Source organism: Leeuwenhoekiella sp. MAR_2009_132, assembly GCF_000687915.1.
Classification (GTDB): domain Bacteria; phylum Bacteroidota; class Bacteroidia; order Flavobacteriales; family Flavobacteriaceae; genus Leeuwenhoekiella.
The window spans coordinates 307,015-329,274 of the sequence record NZ_JHZY01000004.1; the positions used below are offsets into that span (position 1 = coordinate 307,015).

Annotated in this window: 17 protein-coding genes; 1 reads left to right on the forward strand and 16 read right to left on the reverse strand. The window is 38.6% G+C overall.

Annotation, left to right across the window (positions count from 1 at the left end; genetic code table 11):
• Positions 1-3: 3 nt before the first annotated feature.
• The 12 genes from P164_RS09720 to P164_RS09775 all read right to left on the reverse strand — a co-directional run bounded on the left by P164_RS09720 (position 4) and on the right by P164_RS09775 (position 16,064).
• On the reverse strand, positions 4-657 hold the full coding sequence (locus P164_RS09720) for a Yip1 family protein (RefSeq protein ID WP_028376200.1): 654 nt from the start codon (positions 655-657) through the stop codon (positions 4-6).
• Positions 658-670: 13 nt separating this feature from the next.
• Positions 671-1,720: a flavin monoamine oxidase family protein gene (locus tag P164_RS09725; RefSeq protein ID WP_028376201.1), complete on the reverse strand. Its 1,050-nt coding sequence runs from the start codon at positions 1,718-1,720 to the stop codon at positions 671-673.
• A gap of 94 nt (positions 1,721-1,814) precedes the next feature.
• Complete coding sequence (locus tag P164_RS09730; protein WP_028376202.1) at positions 1,815-2,786, reverse strand: tetratricopeptide repeat protein; 972 nt, start codon at positions 2,784-2,786, stop codon at positions 1,815-1,817.
• A 202-nt stretch (positions 2,787-2,988) separates the two neighbouring features.
• Positions 2,989-3,333: a cupin domain-containing protein gene (locus P164_RS09735; protein ID WP_051621326.1), complete on the reverse strand. Its 345-nt coding sequence runs from the start codon at positions 3,331-3,333 to the stop codon at positions 2,989-2,991.
• Positions 3,334-3,336: 3 nt separating this feature from the next.
• Entirely contained in the window at positions 3,337-4,503 is a 1,167-nt protein-coding gene (gene uxuA / locus P164_RS09740; protein ID WP_028376204.1) for a mannonate dehydratase, read from the reverse strand.
• Between the two features lie 72 nt (positions 4,504-4,575).
• Positions 4,576-5,391, reverse strand: coding sequence for an SDR family oxidoreductase (locus P164_RS09745; protein ID WP_028376205.1), 816 nt, complete (start codon positions 5,389-5,391; stop codon positions 4,576-4,578).
• 23 nt (positions 5,392-5,414) lie between these two features.
• The gene (locus P164_RS09750; protein ID WP_051621327.1) at positions 5,415-6,197 is read right to left on the reverse strand and encodes a rhamnogalacturonan acetylesterase; all 783 of its coding nucleotides are present in this window, start codon (positions 6,195-6,197) and stop codon (positions 5,415-5,417) included.
• Positions 6,198-6,200: 3 nt separating this feature from the next.
• Positions 6,201-8,093 carry a pectinesterase family protein gene (locus tag P164_RS18980; protein ID WP_081817360.1) on the reverse strand — a complete coding sequence of 631 codons (1,893 nt, stop codon included), beginning with the start codon at positions 8,091-8,093 and terminating at the stop codon, positions 6,201-6,203.
• Between the two features lie 7 nt (positions 8,094-8,100).
• Positions 8,101-9,732 carry a glycoside hydrolase 43 family protein gene (locus P164_RS09760; protein ID WP_035899729.1) on the reverse strand — a complete coding sequence of 544 codons (1,632 nt, stop codon included), beginning with the start codon at positions 9,730-9,732 and terminating at the stop codon, positions 8,101-8,103.
• Positions 9,733-9,820: 88 nt separating this feature from the next.
• Positions 9,821-11,449, reverse strand: coding sequence for a RagB/SusD family nutrient uptake outer membrane protein (locus P164_RS09765; protein ID WP_028376208.1), 1,629 nt, complete (start codon positions 11,447-11,449; stop codon positions 9,821-9,823).
• 4 nt (positions 11,450-11,453) lie between these two features.
• The gene (locus P164_RS09770) at positions 11,454-14,561 is read right to left on the reverse strand and encodes a SusC/RagA family TonB-linked outer membrane protein (protein ID WP_035899731.1); all 3,108 of its coding nucleotides are present in this window, start codon (positions 14,559-14,561) and stop codon (positions 11,454-11,456) included.
• Between the two features lie 48 nt (positions 14,562-14,609).
• Complete coding sequence (locus P164_RS09775) at positions 14,610-16,064, reverse strand: glycoside hydrolase family 28 protein (protein WP_051621409.1); 1,455 nt, start codon at positions 16,062-16,064, stop codon at positions 14,610-14,612.
• 253 nt (positions 16,065-16,317) lie between these two features.
• Here P164_RS09775 and P164_RS09780 point away from each other — a divergent pair, with 253 nt between their 5' ends.
• A complete protein-coding gene (locus tag P164_RS09780; protein ID WP_028376211.1) occupies positions 16,318-17,364 on the forward strand; it encodes a LacI family DNA-binding transcriptional regulator in 1,047 nt (348 codons plus the stop codon).
• A 33-nt stretch (positions 17,365-17,397) separates the two neighbouring features.
• On the opposite strand, the gene P164_RS09785 is transcribed toward P164_RS09780, so the two are convergent.
• From P164_RS09785 to P164_RS09800, 4 genes are read right to left on the reverse strand one after another with little or no spacing between them, the layout of a single operon-like run.
• A complete protein-coding gene (locus P164_RS09785) occupies positions 17,398-19,014 on the reverse strand; it encodes a UxaA family hydrolase (RefSeq protein ID WP_028376212.1) in 1,617 nt (538 codons plus the stop codon).
• Positions 19,015-19,040: 26 nt separating this feature from the next.
• Positions 19,041-20,480, reverse strand: coding sequence for a tagaturonate reductase (locus tag P164_RS09790; protein ID WP_028376213.1), 1,440 nt, complete (start codon positions 20,478-20,480; stop codon positions 19,041-19,043).
• Positions 20,481-20,506: 26 nt separating this feature from the next.
• On the reverse strand, positions 20,507-21,793 hold the full coding sequence (locus P164_RS09795) for a TRAP transporter large permease (protein WP_028376214.1): 1,287 nt from the start codon (positions 21,791-21,793) through the stop codon (positions 20,507-20,509).
• Positions 21,790-22,260: a TRAP transporter small permease gene (locus tag P164_RS09800; RefSeq protein ID WP_035899733.1), complete on the reverse strand. Its 471-nt coding sequence runs from the start codon at positions 22,258-22,260 to the stop codon at positions 21,790-21,792. Before P164_RS09800 ends, P164_RS09795 begins: the two co-directional genes overlap by 4 nt.

The following is a 22,260-nucleotide window of genomic DNA, read 5'->3' on the forward strand; positions in this document are numbered from 1 at the left end:
AGTTTATAATACTGAAAAAAGACCCGCAATAAGTAAAATGGGTAAGATGAAAATAACTATAGGCAATAGCAGATTTAAGATTGCAGTAGCTATTGAGCTTTGTTGCACTTCAGAAATACCTATAATTATGAGAACAAGCGACCAAATTACCAGAACCGTTTCTAATAAAACCGAACCCCAGAATGCAATATTTTCTAACATTCCGCCGCTGGTAATATCTCCATCTGCCTGAAATAATGCTATTCCGTAAATACCTACCTGTGGAACTAAAAATACAAGGGTTAAAATCATAGGTAACGACCCGTAGGCCAATACCCGTAGAATACCTTTAGAATCTGCTCTACCACCTATCCATTTACCGGTATAACTAAGTAACGAAGCATAAATATAATACGAAACCCACCCCAGTAAAGCACCGCCTACAATACTAAAACCCAGTACGGCTCCCAAACTTAAATTATCTCCTAAATCTTTTTCGATAGCGCGGTCAAAGCCGCGCACAATACCCGCTAAAATGAGCAACACATAAACATGCTCGTCGTATTTTTTAGCTTCTATATATTTGAAAACTTCCCGCGGAAATACCCATATTCGAGTAAATATTTCACGGTCTGTCAGGTTTTCTACAGATTCCTGAGGAGTAGTGGTTTGTTGCATAGGCTAATTTATTTTAAGGGTTTTTACCATCTATTAATTTTTGAACGGTTTCATTTGCTGCATATACAGCACCATCCATATATCCCGGAAACTCAGTTGCCGTCTCTGAACCCGACACCAGTAATCTGTCTTCAAAAAATGAATCCTGAAAAACAGGATTCCCATTATTTTGATGAGGAAAAAGCGGACTCTCAGAAGATTCATAGGTATGCGTTTCCCGGCTCCAGATGCATTCTTTATATTCAATAAAATGGGTTACCGGTTCGCCAAAAACATTTTGTAACTGGCTCATAACCCGCATCTGGCGTTCAGTAGCATCAAGCAACTTAAAAGAAGCATTCATAAAACCACACAACGCATATTTAGAACGCTTGTGATCGCAGTGGTCGTAAAATTCAGTTATAGGTCCGGTATTGCTAAATAGGGTTCCCGATAGCTTATTTTCTTCCCAGAATGGTGTCTTAAACGTTAGTGCCACTTTGATAGAATCTTCCATCCAGGTTTGTGTTTGTTGTGCCGTATGTGTTATTAAGTCGGGTAAAGCCGGTGAAAATTGAATACGCTTAGACCACAATTTTGGCGGAAGTGCAAGAACCACTTTATCAGCTTCAAAAACATCATCTGCTTTAACGACTACTTTATCAAAATGAAACTGAATTTCGTTTACAGGCTGATTGAGTAAAACCGCATTTTCATCTAACTTTTTATAAAGTGTTTGTATCAAATGCGAAGTGCCGCCGGCAATACGATAACTGGGCGGTTGGCTGGGTACTTGAATAGATTGTGCCGGAGAAGTAGAAAACGGCTGAAAAAACACCGTACCCGTCATATACTGTTCAAAAGAAGAAAGGCCAAGCTCCTTTAGTAAAGCGATTAAATATGTATGTTGATCACCAAACCAGGTAGCTCCCATTTCTACCGGCGTCTCAGCGGTATCAAACGCGGTATGTATTCTTCCTCCTACCCGATCTCTGGCCTCTAAAATTTTAAAAGGAATTTCTTTTTGCTGTAAACGGTATCCTGTTAACAACCCACTTAAACCCGCACCTATTATTAGTATCATCTAGTAAAATTAAGGAAGCTTAGGTTTAGTTGTAGTTAAAAAAACAAAAGTATTGTCAGATTGAAAATTCTCTAGTTTATGTACTCTTCACATCCTAATCCGTATTAATATCATTTGCTTCTAAGATCTCATTAAATTGTGCTTCATTACCTGCTTCTTTCATTTCAGCATAAATAATACGCATCACTTTTTCAGCATCTGCTCTGTAGGGCGATTTAAGTTCAATATAGCGCTTATAGGCCTTACACATTGCCTCAAGCCCTTTCTCATATTCATTTAGTTTCAGTGCATAAATGGTTCCTATACCGTAAAATACCTCAGGATTACTGGCATCTATTGCTGCCAGACGTTCATACGATTTTAGAGCGTTGGTGTAGTCTTCTTTATACTGATAAACGATGGCAATATTTTGTAAGGGCATCAAACCATAGGGATCAACTTTTAGCGAGCTTTCATAAGCTGCGATTGCTTCGTCAAATTTGTTGAGCTTTCTATACATCAATCCCAGATTGTCCCAAGCAAAAGCAAAATCAGGATCTTCTTTGACTGCTTTTTCAAAATAGGCGGCAGCCTTCGCAAATTCTTCATTTTCTGAAGCATCGACACCATCAACATAATACATATAGGCTTTGCGATTTTCAGACAGTGATTTATCGCTTTGTTTGTCATTACTTGTAATCGTCTCTTTTAAAGCCATACAATTTTGCATCATATAACGCTCTACTGTATAATAATAATCTTTGTATTCATCAGACTCCTTATTTGTATTTATAACAATATCTATTTTTTGTTTACCATCTTCACTTACCACCGCATCTTTATCAGGATTTATATTTTGAAATTTTGAACCCATCTGGTATACACCGGCTAACTCGTCAAGGCATTTATTGATTTCTAAAGCAACCTCTGCCCTATGCTTATCGTAAGTACTTATAGCATCTATACACTCACAAGCATTTTTTGATAATTGGCTGAGAAGAATATCTTGTTGGGAACCGTCTTCTTCCTGAGCAAACGCCGCAAAAAAACCGAACATAACAGTTAAAATTAGTAGTGTTTTTTTCATCCTTAAAATATAAATAGCAGGCTAATAACTCATAGATTAATAATTATCTGTAATTATATCAACAAGATAGTATATAATTTTAAACAGTAATTACAGCTTTCCTCATTTGTAACTAATTAGCTCGAAATTTTCATCATTATATTCTAATACAAATTCAGCGTTAGCGCAAAAAAAAAGCAGCTAAAAAGCCGCTTTTCAAGTTTTATAAAAAATCTTCCCGAGCCGGATTAAAGGCGTCTATGAGAATCCCTTCTTCCAGACATTCGGCACCGTGGGGTGCGTGTGGGGGAACGTAAAAACCATCACCGGCTTCCAGAATTTCGCTGTTACCATTTATAGTAATCTTAAATTTTCCCGAAGCCACATAAGATCCTTGTGTGTGCAAATGGTCGTGAATACGGCCTATGGCTCCGGGTTTAAATTTTACACTTACGACCATAAGGTCTTGGTTATGTGCTACAATCTGACGGGTAATCCCGCTATCTGCCTGCTCCCAATTAGCTTTTTTAGATTTAAAAAATAAATCGCTTTCCCATTTTATGGACATTGATTATCGGTTTTGCATATATTCGATTCCGGCAATAACGCCACGTAATTCTGCCAGACCTTTTAAACGGCCAATTGCGGTATATCCCGGGTGCGCCAAAGGCTTCTTTAAATCATCGAGCATTTGATGCCCGTGATCAGGACGCATAGGTAATTGTTTACCGCATTGCTTTTCTACCTCTAATAATTCATAAATCACAGCCGGCATAGGCACGTCACCTTCTAAATGATTGTCTTCATAAAAACTGCCGCTGGTATCGCGTCTTGTACTGCGCAAATGTATAAAATGAATGTGGCTGCCATAGTCTTTAACCATTTGTACCAAATCATTATCTGGTCGTGCTCCAAAAGAGCCGGTGCAAAAGGTAATTCCGTTAAAAGCACTAGAATTATCTGCCAGTAAACGAGCAACATCTGAAGCTTTGCTCATAATACGTGGCAAGCCAAAGAACGCGTGCGGCGGATCATCTGGGTGTATCGCCATCGCTACACCTGCCTGCTCTGCAGTGGGTAAGACTGCATCTAAAAATAGCTTCAAATGTTCTTGAGCTTTAGCCTCGTCAATAGTTGCATAAGTATCTAAAGCTTCTTGAAAAGCAGTTAAGGTATACCCTTCTTCTGCTCCAGGTAGTCCGGCGATTATCGCACTTTCTAATTTCTTTTTTTCTGCTTCAGAAGCGGTATTCATAAAATGTTTCGCATCTGCAAGTATAGACTCCTTATAGTCTCGCTCTGCATTTTTACGTTTAAGCATAAAACAGTCAAAAGCTGCTAAAAGTGCCCATTCAAAACGCAATGCCGTTGCTCCGTTTGCCAGCGGATATGCCAGTTGAGTACGCGTCCAGTCTAACACGGGCATAAAATTATAACACACCACATTTACACCTATCTTACCTAAATTCTGAAGCGAAATCTTGTAATTCTCTATATGCTGCTGAAACACTCCGGTTCGGGTTTTCATAGGCTCGGTTACCGGTAAACTTTCAACCACATGCCAGTCTAAACCTGCCGCATTAATTTCGGCTTTACGCTTCTCAAGCGCTTCGAGTGTCCAGATTTCTCCGTTTTTAATTTCGTGCATTGCGTGTACCACACCGGTTGCACCTGCCTGTCTTATATCTTGAAGCGATACAGGATCTTTAGGCCCGTACCAACGCATTGTTTGATTCATCTTATAAATTTTAAAGGATAACAGATCGCAACAGCATCTGCCTAATTCTAAATTTGAAATTAAAATGCAGCATTAAACGCCTGCAAATACTTTAAAACCACCATCTACAGTGACAACTGTTCCGGTAACAAAACTTGCGGCATCGCTGCACAACCAGTGAATGGCACCATTTAAATCTTCAGGATTACCAAATTTTCCCAGTGGTGTATGTGCGATGATTTTCTCACCTCGATCGGTAAGACTCCCATCTTTATTGGTTAATAAATCACGGTTTTGCTCGGTTAAGAAAAAGCCTGGCGCCAGTGCATTTACCCGAACCGGATTTTCCTGCTTTTGTGCAAATTCAACTGCCAGAAACTGAGTAAGATTTTCAATAGCAGATTTTGCTGAAGCATAGCCCATCACCCGTGTAAGAGGTAAATGTGCTGCAACTGATGAGATATTAACAACACACGCTTTTACTGACTTTTCTAACAACGGGAGAAAAATCTGCGTAGGTAAGAAGGTTCCTATGTAATTCAAATCGATCACCTTACGCATCTGCTCTAAGTCTGCATCTGCAAGCGTTTGGTTAGGCATAATTAAAGCTCCGGCCATATTGCCGCCTGCGGCATTAATCAAAACATCTATATAACCTAAATGTTCTGCAATCTCCTCTTTTACCTGCGTCAAAGCTTCTTTATTGGTTACATCTGCCACTACGCCGGTGGCCTCGTGCCCGTGTTGCTTAATGCTACTTACCAGCGCATCAACTTTATCTTTGCTACGCCCCAGAATTACAACGTGAGCGCCTGCTTCAGCTAGTGATCGGGTCATCGATTCACCCAGAACACCGGTTGCTCCGCTAATTACAATTATTTTATTCTCTACAGAAATCAACGATTTCATATTCTTGGTTTTTTGGTTATTGATTAGTCTTTTAAAGAAACAATTTCTTTGCTTAAAACGGAATCTTTTATATAGGTTTTTAATGCTAAATCCTGTAGTGCAACTTCCTGTAATGCCAATGTAGCGACCAAAGTTGCCCCTAATTTAGAAAGGTGTGTATCATCGTGTTTTTCGGTTTTGTAATACGTGTTTTCACCGGCTGCAAAATGCAAATGCAGCTGTTTAGAATCTTCTACTCCATAGCCTTTTTCAAGTCTTTCTGTTAGAAATTGAAGGTCTATAAATGGTACATTAAGATCTTTTGCGGTCATGCGTGCTACTAGCGGATAGTCCCCGTGGGTATCTACTAAAACACCGGCATCATTAAAATTACGTCGCACAATAGACGACAGCAGAACGGGAATCGCACCTTTAGCTCGTGACTCGTTTACAAATCGCTCCAAATTGTAGCGGTATTGTGTAAACGGGAAGGTGTAGCGTGTGCTGTCTAAAATTTTTTCGTCATTATGACCAAATTGTACAAATAGATAATCCCCCGTCTTCAACGAATCTAAAACTACCTGCCAGCGGCCTTCTGTTATAAAACTTTTACTACTGCGACCGTTTACTGCGTGATTACTTATAGTTAAGGAATCACTCACAAGCCCCGGAAGCATTTGTCCCCAGCCGTGTTCAGGATTAACCTCAGGATTTTTTTTATCTGCCATTGTTGAATCTCCTATGAGATACAATGTGGTTTTTTGCTGCGCGGAAACTAACGTAACCCAAGCAAATAAGAAACTAAAGAGTAGCTGTTTTAAATTCATTTTTTAATTGTTTAAGATTGAAGAATATGCATCAGGATTCCAGTTATCATGGCCATTTAAAACGGAAGCTTTAGTGTATTGTGCCAACTCGTTTTCATAAATCTGATGCGACCACCATACGCGTTCTTGCGGGTTTGCTCCTGCACCGCTGCTGTTATATTCCGCATAAAAAACCGTGCGCTCTTTGTGGGGAAACATGACATCGCCATCCCAGACTTCCCATCCTTCGGGAAGTATGTGGGCTCCCAGTTTACAATTTAAAAAAACGGTTTTCGCATAGGGTCTCCAGGGTCTGCCTAGATAAACTTTTGAGACTGCAGCATCTGCAGTAAGTGTACAATCTGAAAATACATAACCGTATTGCTGTCTTGCTGGGGTTGAAGCTGCCGTAACATAAGAATCTGCCAAACTTTTAATCTCACAATTGTCAAAGAATGCGGTTGCCTGCCCAAATATAAAATCTGTAGTTCCCTCAATATAGCAATTTTCAAATAGCATACGGTTGTCTTCGCCGGCAGTATAAACAGTATCCTGACATCCTAAAATTTTACAATTTTTAAATACAGAACGATCTCCTGCTGCGTGTAATGATACTGCCTGACCTTTATTACACCACGTATTTTGTATGGTTAAATTTTCAGCATAAAAATCCTGTCCCTCAACTTTTAAAGTAGCCGAAGTAAACGTACTCAAAACCTCCCGGGTCACCGCATCTACTTTCCCTGAATAATCGCTGTTTACCAGAATAACCTGATCACGGTCTTCTCCTATTAGGGCAATCTTTCGCTTCCAGGCTGGGATGGTGATTTTCTCGTTGTAAATTCCTTTTTTTATAAATATACGTACGTAATCAGGACCCAAATCGCGGGTACTATTTATGGCTTCCTGTATACTTTTAAAATCACCACTGTCGTCTTGAGCAACTGTAATCTTGTGGTAAACACGAGCTGTTTCCGCAATAAAAATCCGGTTTAAAAATGATAGGCTATACTGTAATGTTTTTTCAAACCAGGGATTCATTAACCAGAACGAATGCGGTGTTTCTGGGATGGTATGTACTTCATTATAAATCCCGTACTCGTTTAATTGAGAAACCATATCATCACGACCAGCGTGAAAACGAGATACGGTACTGTTTATAAAAAGCGTGGGTGGTGTAGTGGCATTTACATATTCTAATGGAGAAGCTTCTCTCCAGTTTTTTGGGTTTTGATCCTGTAAACCGCCTAGCCACTTCCCTGCGATCTCACTTTCTTCAGCCTCCGGGTGAATAAAAGAAACGATACCGTCAACATTAATAATTGCCTGCACTACATCTGACGTTTTATAATCTATACTATCAAATCTTTTTGAATTACCTGTAACTCCTACTAAAGTGGCCAGTTGAGCACCGGCAGAATTACCCAGAATTGCAATTTGATCTGGATTGATGTTGTACTTCTCTGCGTGATCCCTCATAAATCGTAAAGCCGTTTTTAAATCTAAAACCGCCCCGGGAAAAGGTGTATCTGTGCTTAAACGGTATTCTGCAGTAACTGCTACAAACCCATTGTTAGCTAAATGCTGTGCCATAGGCCTTACATTTTCTTTACTTCCACTAATCCAGCCACCTCCAAAAACCAGCAAAACCGCTGGACTTGTTACTGATTTATTCTTGGGGTAATACACGTCTGCTTTTAAATCTTTACCAGAAACACGGGCATAAACGACGTCTTCTTCCGCAGAAAATTGGCCTTCTTTTAAAGTTGTGACCGGTGTGATAAACGGATACTCTTTTTTTAGTTTCTGATAAGTGGTGCTAATCGTGTAAGGTTTTACCTCAATCTCCTTTTTCTGTGCAATACAACTACCGGTAAGTATTAAAAAAAGAGTTAACAGGTTTAAAATTCTATACATCGCTTTTTTATTTTATAATTCTAAAAAAATCAAAGTCTGCGTAACCGCCACGTTTTGCATCTAGACTGCTTACGCTAAATATACCCACTTTTGCTCCCACCCATTTTCCGGGTTTGGCGGTGAATGCTTTTCCTATTTTTTTAAACGCTTTCCCATCTTCACTATAGCTAAACCTGCAAGTCGCATCGGGTGCACTTACTTCAACTTTAAAATAAGCAGTGTTTGTAGCAATTCGTTTTACCTCATTTGTAAACTCATCTGCACCGTTCTCTGCATCTAGCGCCTGTGTTTGCTCAATAAAAAATCCGTCTTTATCGTGTGTTAAGGTGAGTGTTGCATAGTGCATCCCAAAAATCATTAAGCCCGCCCGTTTACCCGTAGTTGCTTCTTCAGGTTCTAATTTAACAAGTGTAGTTGCTGTAAACTGTGGTGACGGAAACTTCTGAAGGAGTAAGTTAGGCGTCATCCACAAATTTGGTTGTCGTGTTTCAGGCTTTATAGAAAACAAGCGCAGGTATTCTTTACCGCGTATTTGCGCACTCCACATTACATTAGGATTTGCCTGCCACTGCCATTGTATTCCTAAAGTATCGGTATTAAATTCGTCTGTTTCAGGTGGTGTTGCAATAGGATATATTAAGTCTACTTTCGGCTTTGTATAGGCTAATACCGGCTCTCCTATTCCATTATTATCAAAATCCTTACCCATAACCGGCCAATCATTTTTCCACGATATAGGCTGAAGGTGGACCACACGACCATAGACATCTTTATCCTGAAAATGAAAAAACCAGTCTTCACCCTGCCCAGTTGCCACCCAGGCTCCCTGATGCGGACCATTAATCAATGTACTCCCCTGCTCTAAAACGACTTGCTCTTCATAAGGCCCATACACGTTTTTAGATCGAAGAATTAATTGCCAGCCGGTACTTACCCCGCCTGCAGGTGCAAAAATATAGTAGTAGCCATTGCGTTTGTAAAATTTAGACCCTTCTACAGTAGGGTGATTTTCATGACCATCAAAAACGTGCTTGCCGGCGTCAAGAACTTGTGTTGCTTCTACATTCATTCTATGTACGGTAAGTAAGCTTTTTACACCGGCGCGACTTCCTGCCCACCCGTGTACTAAATATGCATTACCATCATCATCCCAAAGCGGACATGGGTCTATTGCTCCTTTAGCTTTGAATACTAAAACAGGCTCATCCCATTCACCTCGTGGATCTTTTGTTTTAATGCGGAAAATCCCCTGATCAGGATCACCCCAGAAGATGTAAAATTCGTTATTGTGATACCGTATACTGGGTGCCCAAACACCATTACCATGCTGCGGAATACTAAATACCTCATCTGGAAACTGCCTGGGTAATGCATAATTTATAAGTTGCCAGTTTACCAAATCACGGGAATGTAATATTGGTAATCCCGGAGCAGCATTAAAACTTGAAGACGTCATATAAAAATCCCCATCAACACCCACAACATCTGGGTCTGAATAATCTGCGTGAAGTATGGGATTTGTATAGGTACCGTTTTTCTGATCTGCAACCCAAACTTGCGAAATACTTTTTTGAGCCGCACTCGTAAAGCTTTGTGCGAGTATATAGGCAAAGAGTGATATCCGTTTTAAATATTCCATAAGGTTTAGATTCTGCATTATTCTAAAACAGAAAAAAGCTTAACCGAAACCGGCAAGCTTTTTTCTTTGTTTTTGCAATTAATTAAGGCTATTGATACGCAGGATTTTGTTGAAAATCTCTGTTTTGATTTAAATCGATAGCGGTTTGTGGTAAAGGTCTAAGAATTTTTAATTCGCCGTTAGCTCCTTGAAAATTAGCTTCATTAACCAGATAGTGATAAGCAGAAGCACGCTCAACCAATTTGCCGGTACGCTTTAGATCAAACCAACGGTGATACTCTCCTAATAATTCACGTCCACGCTCATCAAGAATATAATCTATATCAAAGTCTCCCGCTTGCGCTGGTACAACTCCTGCACGGCGACGTACTTCGTTAAGACGTAATAAACCCGTTGCCGGATCGCCTGCCTGAAGATATGCTTCTGCAGCGATTAAATAGGTTTCTCCTAATCGTGATAAAATAATATCTCTTCTGCTGGTACTTCCACCAAATGGAGCTGCAGGATCATCAAATTTTCTAACCGGAATAGTTTGATAATCTGTTGAAGGATTTACTGAAGGTACATAACTACCATAGTCGTGATAAACAGCTTCTGGATGTGCAGCCATATAAGCAGCCTTGTCTGCAGGAGTTGCCTCCCAGGCTGGTGCGTAATAATGCGCTACAGGAAGAGTACTCGTATCTTCTACATCGTAAAAGTCAAAATAACGATTATAAACCTCAACCATAAATGTCGCATTATAACGGGTATCGTCTTCAGTAAACAAATCAATAGCAAATTGAGTAGGACATAATAAATACCTTCTACTCGGTGCATTGCCAGCTACTTCAGTTCCACCTTGATACGGTCCAAAATACGATGTTTGTTGATGCCCCAAAGTCTGAGGGTCGGTACTCACCGATTTAGGATCATATTGTACAGAAAATAATGTTTCTGAATTAATTGCATACGTGGGATTACCCGGTGCCCATAATTCATCAAATGGCAGCGTTAAACGCTCTCCTGCAATCGCAGCATCTGCATAACTTGCAGCCGTATCAAAATCTGCCTGCGTACCAAAATCTTCATAACCTCTGGTTAAGTACACTTTAGCTAATAAATGGTTTACGGCACGCTGTGTTACTTTTCCCTGAAAAGCACCTGTAGCTACCTGATTTAGTGCTCCTTCTAGTTCAGTGATAATAAAACTGTAGATATTCTCTGCAGAATCACGGTCAAAACTAAGGACCGGCTCTTTAAAATATTCTGTAACCAAAGGCACACCTCCATAAGTTTGAACCAATAAGAAATAGGCATTTGCTCTTAAATAGCGCACCTGTCCTATTTGCTGCGTAAGTACACTGGTATTTGCAGTTAAGTCTGCATAAAAAATAGCGGTATTTGCGGTTTGAATCGCTTTATAAGCGTTATCATACAGTGCTGCTACACCTTCAGATGAAGGGTTAAGATCTGTATACTGGCTTAATCCCGTAGGTTCGGCATCACGACCTTCAGCATATAAATCTGTTCCGCAGGCATACAACCATGGTTCATTTCCGTAAAGTTCACGTAGTTGTGAATAATTTGCATTAATCAACGACTGATATCCTTCTGCTGTAAGATAGAATTCTTCGGCAACGGCAAACGACTCATTTTCCTCCTCTAAAAAATCCTGACAACTGGTCACCGCGAGCAGCAGTACCAGACATCCTATTATATATCTTGTCTTTTTCATCTTCTTAAAATTTTAAATTAAAACCTACCTGATAGGTAACATAACTAGGTCTTCCTGTTTGAAGTGATGCCCCTGCCCACTCGGGATCGTACCCGTCATACTCTGTAAAAACAAATGGATTGAGTACGTTAGCATACACGCGTAGCTGCGAAAGGTTAAGAGATTCTAATGCTTTACCACTTAAGTTATATCCTAAGGCTATGTTTTTTACTTTAACAAAAGACGCATCTCTGTAATAGCCTACTCCATTATTTCTCCAAAAACTACCTTCATTACGAGGTTGTGGATGTGTGTTAGAAGCTCTGGCAGGAATACCGGCATCGTTTGCAGGTATATACCAGTCTATATCTAATTTTTGACGACCGCGATCACGGGTATCTGCAAAATTTGCATGGTAATTACTATAAACTAAAACTCCCTGCGTAACAATTACTGAAGTAGAAAGGTCAAAATTCTTAACGCGTAAAGAGCTAAAGAAACTACCCGTCCAGTCTGGATTTGTAGATCCTAAAATAACACGATCTGCATCTGGTGTATATTTACCGTCACCATTAACATCGAGAAGTTTTTCCTGCCCTTCTTTTAACCCATAACCTGCAGCTTCATCAATCTCGTCTGCTTGCCAGATTCCGGTAAACTTGTAATTATAAAGCGCATCTAGCGATTCTCCTATAAACAAGTTATTACCCACATCATCTACCTGATCCTGCCCGTAAATAGAGCGTAATTCATTAGTATTTTTAGTAAAAGTAAACGACGTTGTCCAGGTGATATCTTCTGTTTGAATATTGCGTGTTGTGAGTGCGATCTCTACCCCACGGTTACTTACAGAAGCAACGTTTGCTGCGATATTTGCAAAACCGGTTTCACTTGGTAAATCCTGAGTAAATAGTAGATCATCAGATAAACGATCATAAACATCAATACTACCTGTAATACGATCTCTATATAAACCGAAATCAAGACCTACGTTAAATTCACGGGTACGTTCCCACTTTAATTGTGCGTTTGCAATCTGGTTAGATATAAATCCGTTTGAAGCCTGACCTGCATAATCATAATACGTTTGTGTATCTAGTGTATTTAATGAGGAATACGGGTTAATTTTATTATTCCCGGTATAACCAAAACTAGCACGAAGTTTCAAGTTACTTACAACAGCAGACTCGGTTAAGAAATCTTCGTTAGAGATATTCCACCCCAATGCTGCTGAAGGAAATGAATCCCAACGGTTATCTTCAGGAAATACTGAAGAACCATCCCATCTATTAGAAAGTGTAAGTAAATATTTATCGTCATACGAGTAATTAAATCGTAATGCGTAGGATCTTAATGTAGTTTTAAAATAATTAGAACCTAAATCATAAGTGCCCTGTTCCCCACTACCTATATTGTAAAAACTGGTATCAAAAGGCATATTTCGAGAGGATGCGAAAGAACTTTCGTTACGATCTGAAAACATACTGTATAAACCTAAAAGATTTACATTATGTATTTCATTAAAAGTCTTCGTTATATTAAACTGGTTATCCCAGGTATAATTGAAGTTTTGTATCTGATCCAATCGAGCAGAAGACAGATCGTTGTTTTTACTACCGGTATCTGTAAGTGGTCCCCAAGATCTTCCTCGGCGATTATCTGAATATCCTGCAGCAAGCGAGGTCTTAAAGGACAACCATTCTAGAGGCTTATATTCAAAATACGTATTCCCAATTATATTCCATCTACGAATGTTATCGATTGCATTTTCAATTTCTAAAAGAGGATTATACGTACTGGTCTTATCTATAATAAAATTTCCGTCTGGACCAACTAGTTTTCCAGGTAATGGAAATAGCGTTTCTCCATCAATGTCATAAGGATCTAAAAATGGATTTAGTCTAAAAGCCTCCTGCATGGCTATATCACTACCCTGATCCTGATCTGTTAAGGTTACCGTAATATTAGTACCTAAGGTAAACTTCTCATTAATCTTATGATCTACACCTAGTTTTAACGTGTATTTATTTAACTCTTCATTTTCTATGTTTCCGGTTTCTGTCTGGTACCCTAATCCTAAGTTATAACCTAAACCGTTTTCAGCTCTTCCAGATGCATTTACATAAGTGTTTTGTTGAATACCTGTTTTTAAAACAGCATCATACCAATCAAAAGACTGGTTTGCAGCTACACGTCTAAATAGTTCTGAATTTCCTGTCCCTGCAACGGCATCAAATAAAGTCGCCTCAGTTACTGCACCGGTGTTTGGGTCTTTAGCAGCAGTAGCTAAATAAGCACCCTGGTGATATTCCCACCACGTCTGCGGATCCATAAATTTAGGTAAACGCGCAACATCTTTAACTCCAACAAATGATTCTACACTTACGGTAAGACCACCTTTTGCACCTGCTCCACTACGTGTTGTAACGATAACAACACCATTAGACCCACGAGAACCATAGATCGCTGTAGAGGAAGCATCCTTTAGAATATCCATACGCTCAATATCCTGAGGATTGAGGAAATCGATATTATCTGTAGGTACACCGTCAACCACAAATAAAGGATTACCTCCACCGCCAATAGAATTTTGACCACGTATAGTGATATTGTAACCATCGCCAATACGACCGGTTGAATTACTTACCTCAACACCGGCAACCAGCCCCTGTAAAGATTCTACAGGATTTGTAAGGTTACGTTCGGTTAAACTTCCTGAGTCAACCGTACCTACTGCACCGGTAAGGTCTGACTTTTTAACGGTACCATATCCTACGACAACCACCTCACTTAGAGATTGAACATCGGTCTCCAACGATATCGTAAAACTACTTTGAGAGCCTACCGGCAGACGTTTGGTTAAAAAACCTACATAACTTACAACAAGTGTTGCGTCATTACCTGTAACTTCTAACTGAAAATTTCCATCAAAATCAGTAACAGTTGCAGCATTTGTACCTTCAACTAATACGTTAACTCCGGGTAAGGGCATACTGTCATCAGCTGCTGAAACCGTTCCTGTAATGGTACGCGCATTCTGGCTAAAGCCGAATAAAGAACAGAGACTGAAAGCAAGTACAAACAGTCCTCTCTTTTTTCCTCGAAAGAGGAGATGAGTAATTAAATAATTCATTTTAATAAGTTTAATTGTGTGTGTAAATTTTTAAATAAGCAGTCTGGTTTATTTCATAATGGTATTGTTTATTTTGGTATTGATGTATGTTATAGGTTCGCAATTTTCTATTGATGTGGGTTGTTGTGCACCATTTATAGTCACATTCTTTAACGTAATTCCCGATATCAACTTTTCGGGTCTTCCTTTAATTAAAACACCGTACTCTCCCCCATTTTCTACTGTAATATTCTCGAGGTTTATGTTTTTTATAGTGGGTATAAATTCCCCTTCCTGAACTCCGTAAATCCCATAATATAAATTGATTTTAAGTACAGCCTCTTTAACCTGCCCTACCTCAATATCTTTTACATAAAGATTTTCGACAAAACCTCCACGAAGTGTATTTGTTTTAATGCGTATTGCTCTATCAAGATTAGGACTGTTCATAACACAGTTGCGTACAAAAACGTTCCGCACACCTGCCGAAATCTCACTTCCCATTACCACACCACCATGACCATCTTTCATTTCGCAATTTTCTACGACTATGTTCTCACTAGGAATATTTACACGACGACCGTCTGCATTACGACCAGATTTGATCGCAATACAATCATCACCGGTATTAAATTTACAATTGGTAATGTGCACATAACTCGAATATTCTGGATCACAACCATCATTATTAGGACCGTGACTGTTCACCGTTACGCCATCTACCGTTATATATTTTGATTTTAAAGGGTGTATAACCCAAAACGGTGCATTAGTAAATGTCACCCCCTGAATTAATACATTTTCACATTCTAAAGTCTGAAAAAATAAAGGACGCAATTGATGTTCTGCTCCAAAAACCCGATTTTCAACAGCAACACCATCTTCAATCATTTTAAATAGTGTAGGCAAATTGTGTTCATCTTTTTGTTGAGGAGTACCTTCTTGATGCCCATAACGTTCTGCTCCAGACCATGGCCACCAATTTTCATTGCTAGCCTGTCCATTGAACGTTCCGCTTCCTGTTACTGCGATATTTTTTTGCCCTTTAGCATAAATTAAGGGGGAGTAATTCATAATCTCCATACCTTCATATGAGGTGTGTACCGCCGGTAAATACGCTTGGTGATCTTTTGTAAACAGTACTTCTGCTCCTTTTTCAAGATGCAAGTCTACATTACTTTTTAAATGAATAGGCCCCGTTAGATAAGTTCCCGCAGGTACAATTACACGACCACCGCCCGAAGCATTACACTTTTCAATAGCGTTTTTAAAAGCCTGAGTATTTAAAGTTGTACCGTCAGCCACAGCACCATAATCTGTAATTATAAATTGTACGTCAGGAAATTCTATAGTTCCTATTTTTTCTATGATTCGGTCTGCTTCTAGCCAAGGGTCAACTTCTACTGTGGCTTCCTGGATTCCCCCCGTTTGAGATTGATTTTTACATGCTACGAATACTCCTATAACTATTAGGCAAACAGTCAGCGAAATTTTACGCAATCGATTTCTTTTTTGATTAGACATTGAAAATATTTTCAAGATTAAAGCATTCACAATTGCAACATAAAATACAATCGATTGCATAAAAGTAATTATTTAATATGATTATGCAAATAAAATGCTTAAAGAATTATTAAATATTCATTTATTTTAAACAATTAATTTGTTTAAGTCAGAAACTACTCATTAAATCCAAAAAAGAATGCTATAAATACAAGCAAAAGTATCTCGAATTGAAAATTTATTTTAAATTGAAAACGATTACATACCCTACGACATGCGCCAAAAAGAAAAGATTACCATTTATGATATTTCAAAAAAATTAAATATCAGTGCAGCGACTGTTTCCCGAGCATTAAATGATAGTAACCGGGTAAGTCCCAAGACCAAAGAACTGGTCTTGAAAATGGCAAAAGAATTAAATTACCAGCAAAATACTTTAGCTCTCGCACTTAAAAGTGGTCGTACCTTTAACGTGGGAGTTGTCGTACCGTATATTAATCACACTTTTTTTGCTTCAGTAATACGCGGTATTGAAGAAGAATTGACCCCTAAAGGATATCACGTTATCATTTGCCAGTCACACGAAGATGTGGCAAATGAAGCCCGCCAGATTAAAACCCTACTCAACACGCATATAGACGGTATTTTTATTTCGGTTTCTAAAACAACAGAAGACTTATCTCATATTCAGGAAATACAGGACGACGGCGTACCGCTTATCTTTTTTGACCGTAAAAAAAATATTAAAGGTGTCAGTTCGGTTACCATAAATGATTTTGAAGGTGCTTTTATGGCGACAGAGCATTTAATTCAACAAGGATATAAACAAATTGTACATATAGGTGGTGATCCTAAATTAGAAATATACAAGCATCGTTATGACGGTTATATTGCAGCCTTAAAAGCCTATGATATAGCTATAAATGAAAACCTCATTTTAGAGGTTAGCAGCACCGTTGAAGCGGGTATTGACGCTGTAAAAGAGCTTCTTGATAAGAATATAAAATTTGATGCTTTCTTTTCGGCCAGCGATTATGTAGCTCTGGGTGGATTACGAGAACTACGCAGCCGCGGAATAAAAATACCCGAAGAGGTAGGCGTGGTAGGTTTTAGTAATGAACCTTTTACAAAATATCTGGAGTGCCCGTTAACCAGTGTTGGTCAAACTCCTATGCTGATGGGCCAAATTGCTGCACAGGTTTTTCTAGAACAAATAAATGAACAATCTAAAAGCCTTAAAGTTGAGAAAAAGGTAGTTTTGATGCCAGAACTTTATGAACGTGAGACTTCATTAAAAAAGGGAGTTGCAGTAAATCTGTAACTCCCTTAGTAGTTATTAACGCTATTTTTTAAATTATAAGGAGACGCCCCTTTTCCACGGAATAAAATCGTCTTGCCCCAGAATATCTGCTTTAGATTCAATTGCACCACTTGCAACCTGTATTACGTATTCTAGAATTTCTTCTCCCATCTCTTCAATGGTTTTTTCGCCACGTATAACCCCACCGCTATCTATATCTATAATATCTGGCATACGTCTGGCAAGTGTACTGTTTGAAGCTACCTTTAAAACCGGAGCAATTGGGTTTCCTGTAGGTGTTCCTAACCCGGTTGTAAATACTACAACTGTAGCTCCAGAACCTACCATAGCCGTTGTACTTTCTACATCATTTCCTGGTGTGCATAACAGGTTTAATCCCGGTTTAGTTACGTATTCGCCGTAATCTAATATCGCCTGTATAGGTGATGTGCCACCTTTTTTTGCTGCACCTGCAGATTTCATCGCATCTGTAATTAAGCCATCTTTGATGTTCCCTGGTGACGGATTCATATCAAAGCCAGAACCTGCATCGATAGCAGATTTTTCATAAGCTTTCATCAGTTGCATAAAACGGGATGCATCTTCGTCGTTAACGCAACGATTAACCAGTTCTTGCTCTACGCCACATAATTCAGGAAATTCTGAAAGTATAGGAGAGCCTCCTACTGCTGCCAGCAAATCTGAAGCATATCCTAATGCAGGATTAGCTGATATACCCGAAAACCCATCAGAACCACCACATTCTAATCCCATTTTTAACTTGGCAATAGACGCAGGCTTGCGCTGAATGCCATTAGCTTTTTTAATACCTTCAAAAGAATCTTTAATTATCCTGGCAAGCATCGCATCAACAGTTCCTTCAGCTTGCTGCTCATAAATTAAAACAGGCTTTTTTACATCTGAAGTTATACCCGCAAGAGCATTTTTAAAGATGTCTATTTGCAGGTTTTGACAACCCAAACTCAATACAGTTGCCCCGGCAACATTAGGGTTATTTACATAACCTGCCAGTAATTTTGAAAGTGCGACAGCATCCTGTCGAATACCCCCACAACCACCCTGATGGGTTATAAATTTCACCTCAATATTATCAAAAATAGCTTGCTCTTCTTCAATTTCTACTACCGCGGTATCTTCGGGTACACCCTGTATTAGGTTGCGCAATAATTGGCGTTGACGGCTAGCTTTATGAAATGAAAGTTCTTTTTCAAAAACATCTTTTAATAATTCGATATTTCGGTTTTCACAAAATACCAATGGAAAAAACAGCCATACATTTGCGGTCCCTACCTGCCCGTCTTCTCGATGGTATCCCATAAAGGTTCGGTCTTTCCATTTGGTGATATCTGGAGCTGTCCACGAAGTAGTTTCTGTTTTTTGAGATACCGAATTTGCCTCATGTTTTACATTTTGAGTAGTAAGTACTCCGCCCACTGGTATCTGACTTAAAGCCTTACCCACTAAAACACCGTACATATAAATCGAATCTCCTGGAGCGAGATCAACTAACGAAATTTTATGCTTCGCTTTACAGTCGTCTAATACCAAAAGTGTTTTTCCCTCAAATTGTAAGCTATCTCCCGTATATAAATCTACAAGTGCTACGGCTACATTATCGCTGGGATGTACTTTTATAAGCTTACTTATCATTTTATTCTATATTAAAAAGGCCAATTTTAACCCTTAAATTTATTGTATCCTTCTTCTATGCCGTGTGCATCAATTAGCTCTAATGCTTTTGTGATTTGATCTTCAAGATCATCAACTTTAGTTAAATCCTGATCCCAAAATGCTGTATAACTCAGAACTTCATGTGCAATAAGTTTATAATCATGAGTCGACCATAATTTATTAAATACAGCAACCACTTCAGCATCATCCTGTACAGGTAAAGACTGCTCTTTATAGCTGCCTCTATAAAACCGAATTAAACACGCTAGTGCAAAGGTAAGATTTATTGGTAATCGATTGTATTTTTCGTGATAAGCTAATAAACTTGGTAAAACACGAACCTTAAATTTAGAAACAGTATTAAGTGCTATACTCGAAAGTTGGTGCTTTATAAACGGATTTCTGAATCGATCAAATACTGCATCTGCAAACGTGTTAAGTTCTTCGTCAGGTAAATCTAATGTGTGATTAATCTCATTGAATACTGCATCACGTACAAAGGTTCCTGTAAAAGAATTGTCTATCGTTTCTTTTACCGTATCGTTACCATACAAAATAGAAAAAGGGACCATAGTAGTATGTGCACCATTTAAAATACGTACTTTACGCGTTCTATACGGCTGCATATCATCAACGACGAGAATATTCTCATCTATTTTATCAAAGGGAATTTTAGCCTTTAAAGCTGCTCCACCTTCAATAACCCACAGTAAAAAAGTCTCTGCAGAAACAATCAAATTATCTTTAAATTCTAGCTGACTTTGATATAATTCTATATCGTCTTTAGGATAGCCGGGTACAATACGATCTACTAATGTATTGTGAAAACTGTTGTGAATTTCAATCCAGGATTTAAAATCATCGCTAAGCTCCCATAAGTCTGCATACTGCAAAATTATTTTCTTAAGTGTATCTGCATTGTGATTAATTAATTCACACGGAATAATGGTCAGACCTTTATCTGCAGCTCCCTTAAAGTGCTTAAAGCGTTTATAAAGCAATGCAGTCACTTTTGCAGGAAAACTATTATGCGGAGCACCTTCCAGCGTATCCTGATCATCATAACTTATACCTGCCTCTGTAGTATTAGAAATCAAAAATTCTAACGCTTCTTCTTCAGCTAATGCTAAATAAGCCGCATAATCTTCATATGGATTAATCCCTTTTTGAATACACGAAATGGTATGAATTTCTTCGGTCTCACTACCATTTTTAATTCCTTTTAAAAACAGATTATAGAGACCATCCTGCTCATTAAGCATTTGTATTAGTCCTCCTGCGAGTGGCTGTATTACAGCAACACCTGCATTAAACTGGGCTTCTTTGTTGAGTTTATCTATAATATAATCTACAAAAGCTCTTAAAAAATTACCCTCTCCATATTGAATAACCTTAATGGGTAGTTTTTCAGTATATCCTGAGTTTTGTCTGGTTAAATTTTTCATCGGGTTGTTTACGTTAGGGATTTAAATTATTCAAATAAAGAAGGTAACCAAAGACTGATTGCCGGTATAAATGTTACTAAAAGTAAAACGATAGCCATTACTGCATAAAGCGGTAAAAGCGGTTTCATGATTTTTTGAATTGATGTTTTTGCTACCCCTACTCCAATAAAAAGAACGGCTCCCACCGGTGGTGTACATAATCCTACACACAAATTCATTACCATCATAATACCAAACTGCACAGGATCTACGCCCATACTTGTTACCACAGGTAAGAAAATAGGTGTAAAAATTAAAACAGCTGGAGTCATATCCATAAACGTACCTACAAAAAGTAGTAAGACGTTTATGATAATAAGTATCACAAACTTATTATCGCTAAGTGCCAATAAAGCTGCGCTTACGTTCTGCGGAATATTTTCAAAAGACATCACCCACGACATACTCATAGAAGTCGCAATTAGTAACATTACAATCGCCGTTGTACCTACCGAACTTAAAAAGATACTTTTTAAACTTGATATTTTTAATTCGCGATAGGCGAATGATAAAACTAAGGTGTACAATACAGCAATACCTGAAGCTTCGGTAGCGGTAAATACACCGGTAACGATCCCGCCAATAACTACAACTAATAAAAATAAACTAGGTAACGCATCAAAAAAAGTACGCAAAACAACTCCCATACTACTACGTTCTCCTGCAGGATATCCTTTATTCTTAATCCAGAATGCCGCCACTACCATAAGGGCTAATCCCATTAAAATACCAGGTATATAACCCGCAAGAAATAAAGATGCGATAGAAACACCACCACTCGCTAAAGAATAAACAATAAGTACATTTGAAGGAGGTATCACTAATCCAGTAGTAGAGGCCGTGATGTTTATTGCTGCACCAAATTCTTTAGAGTAGTTCTCTTTTTCCATAAAAGGTCCTAAAATACCACCTATTGCAGATGTTGCCGCTACTGCAGAACCTGAGATTGCTCCAAAAAGCATCGCAGCAATTACATTAACATAGATAAGACCCCCCGGTAAAGCCCCCATTAAAGCCTTTGCAAAATTTATAAGCCGTAGGGCAATACCCCCCTGATTCATTATTTGTCCTGCCAGTACAAATAGCGGTATTGCGAGGAGTGAAAAACTATCGAGACCAGTTGCCATACGCTGTGCAATGGTAGTAAAACTAGCCAATGAATCTATAGAAACCATGATGGTAAGTAAACACGAGATCCCAATAGACCAAGCCACCGGAACTCCTATTGCCAGCAATACAAAAAACACGAGTACAAGAATTAAAATTTCAATCATGATAACAAGTATTTTTTTGGGTTCGCTAATTCTATAGCTTTATATATAATAACTAAAATCCCACTAATGGGAAGAACCATATACACAACTCCTAAAGGCAAACCTAAAGCAGCAGAATATTGTCCCAACTCGTAATTAACATACACTAAATTACCTCCACCTATGATTAATGCAAAAAATGCAAAGAGCATAATCAAAATATTAATGCCGATACGCAGCTTTATGCGGTTTTCAGGATTTAATTTGGGCGGAAGAATATTAATTGCCAGATGCTCTTGCTGTCCTGAAGCATAAGCAGCTCCCAGAATACCTATCCAAATTAACAGATAGCGTGCAATCTCTTCGGTAAACGAACTCGCAGATTGCAATACATATCTTGAGAATACCTGCCAAAGAACTGCTATAACGATTGAGGCCATCAAAAAAACCAAAATCGAACCTAAAATTTTATCTAATGTTTTTTTCAT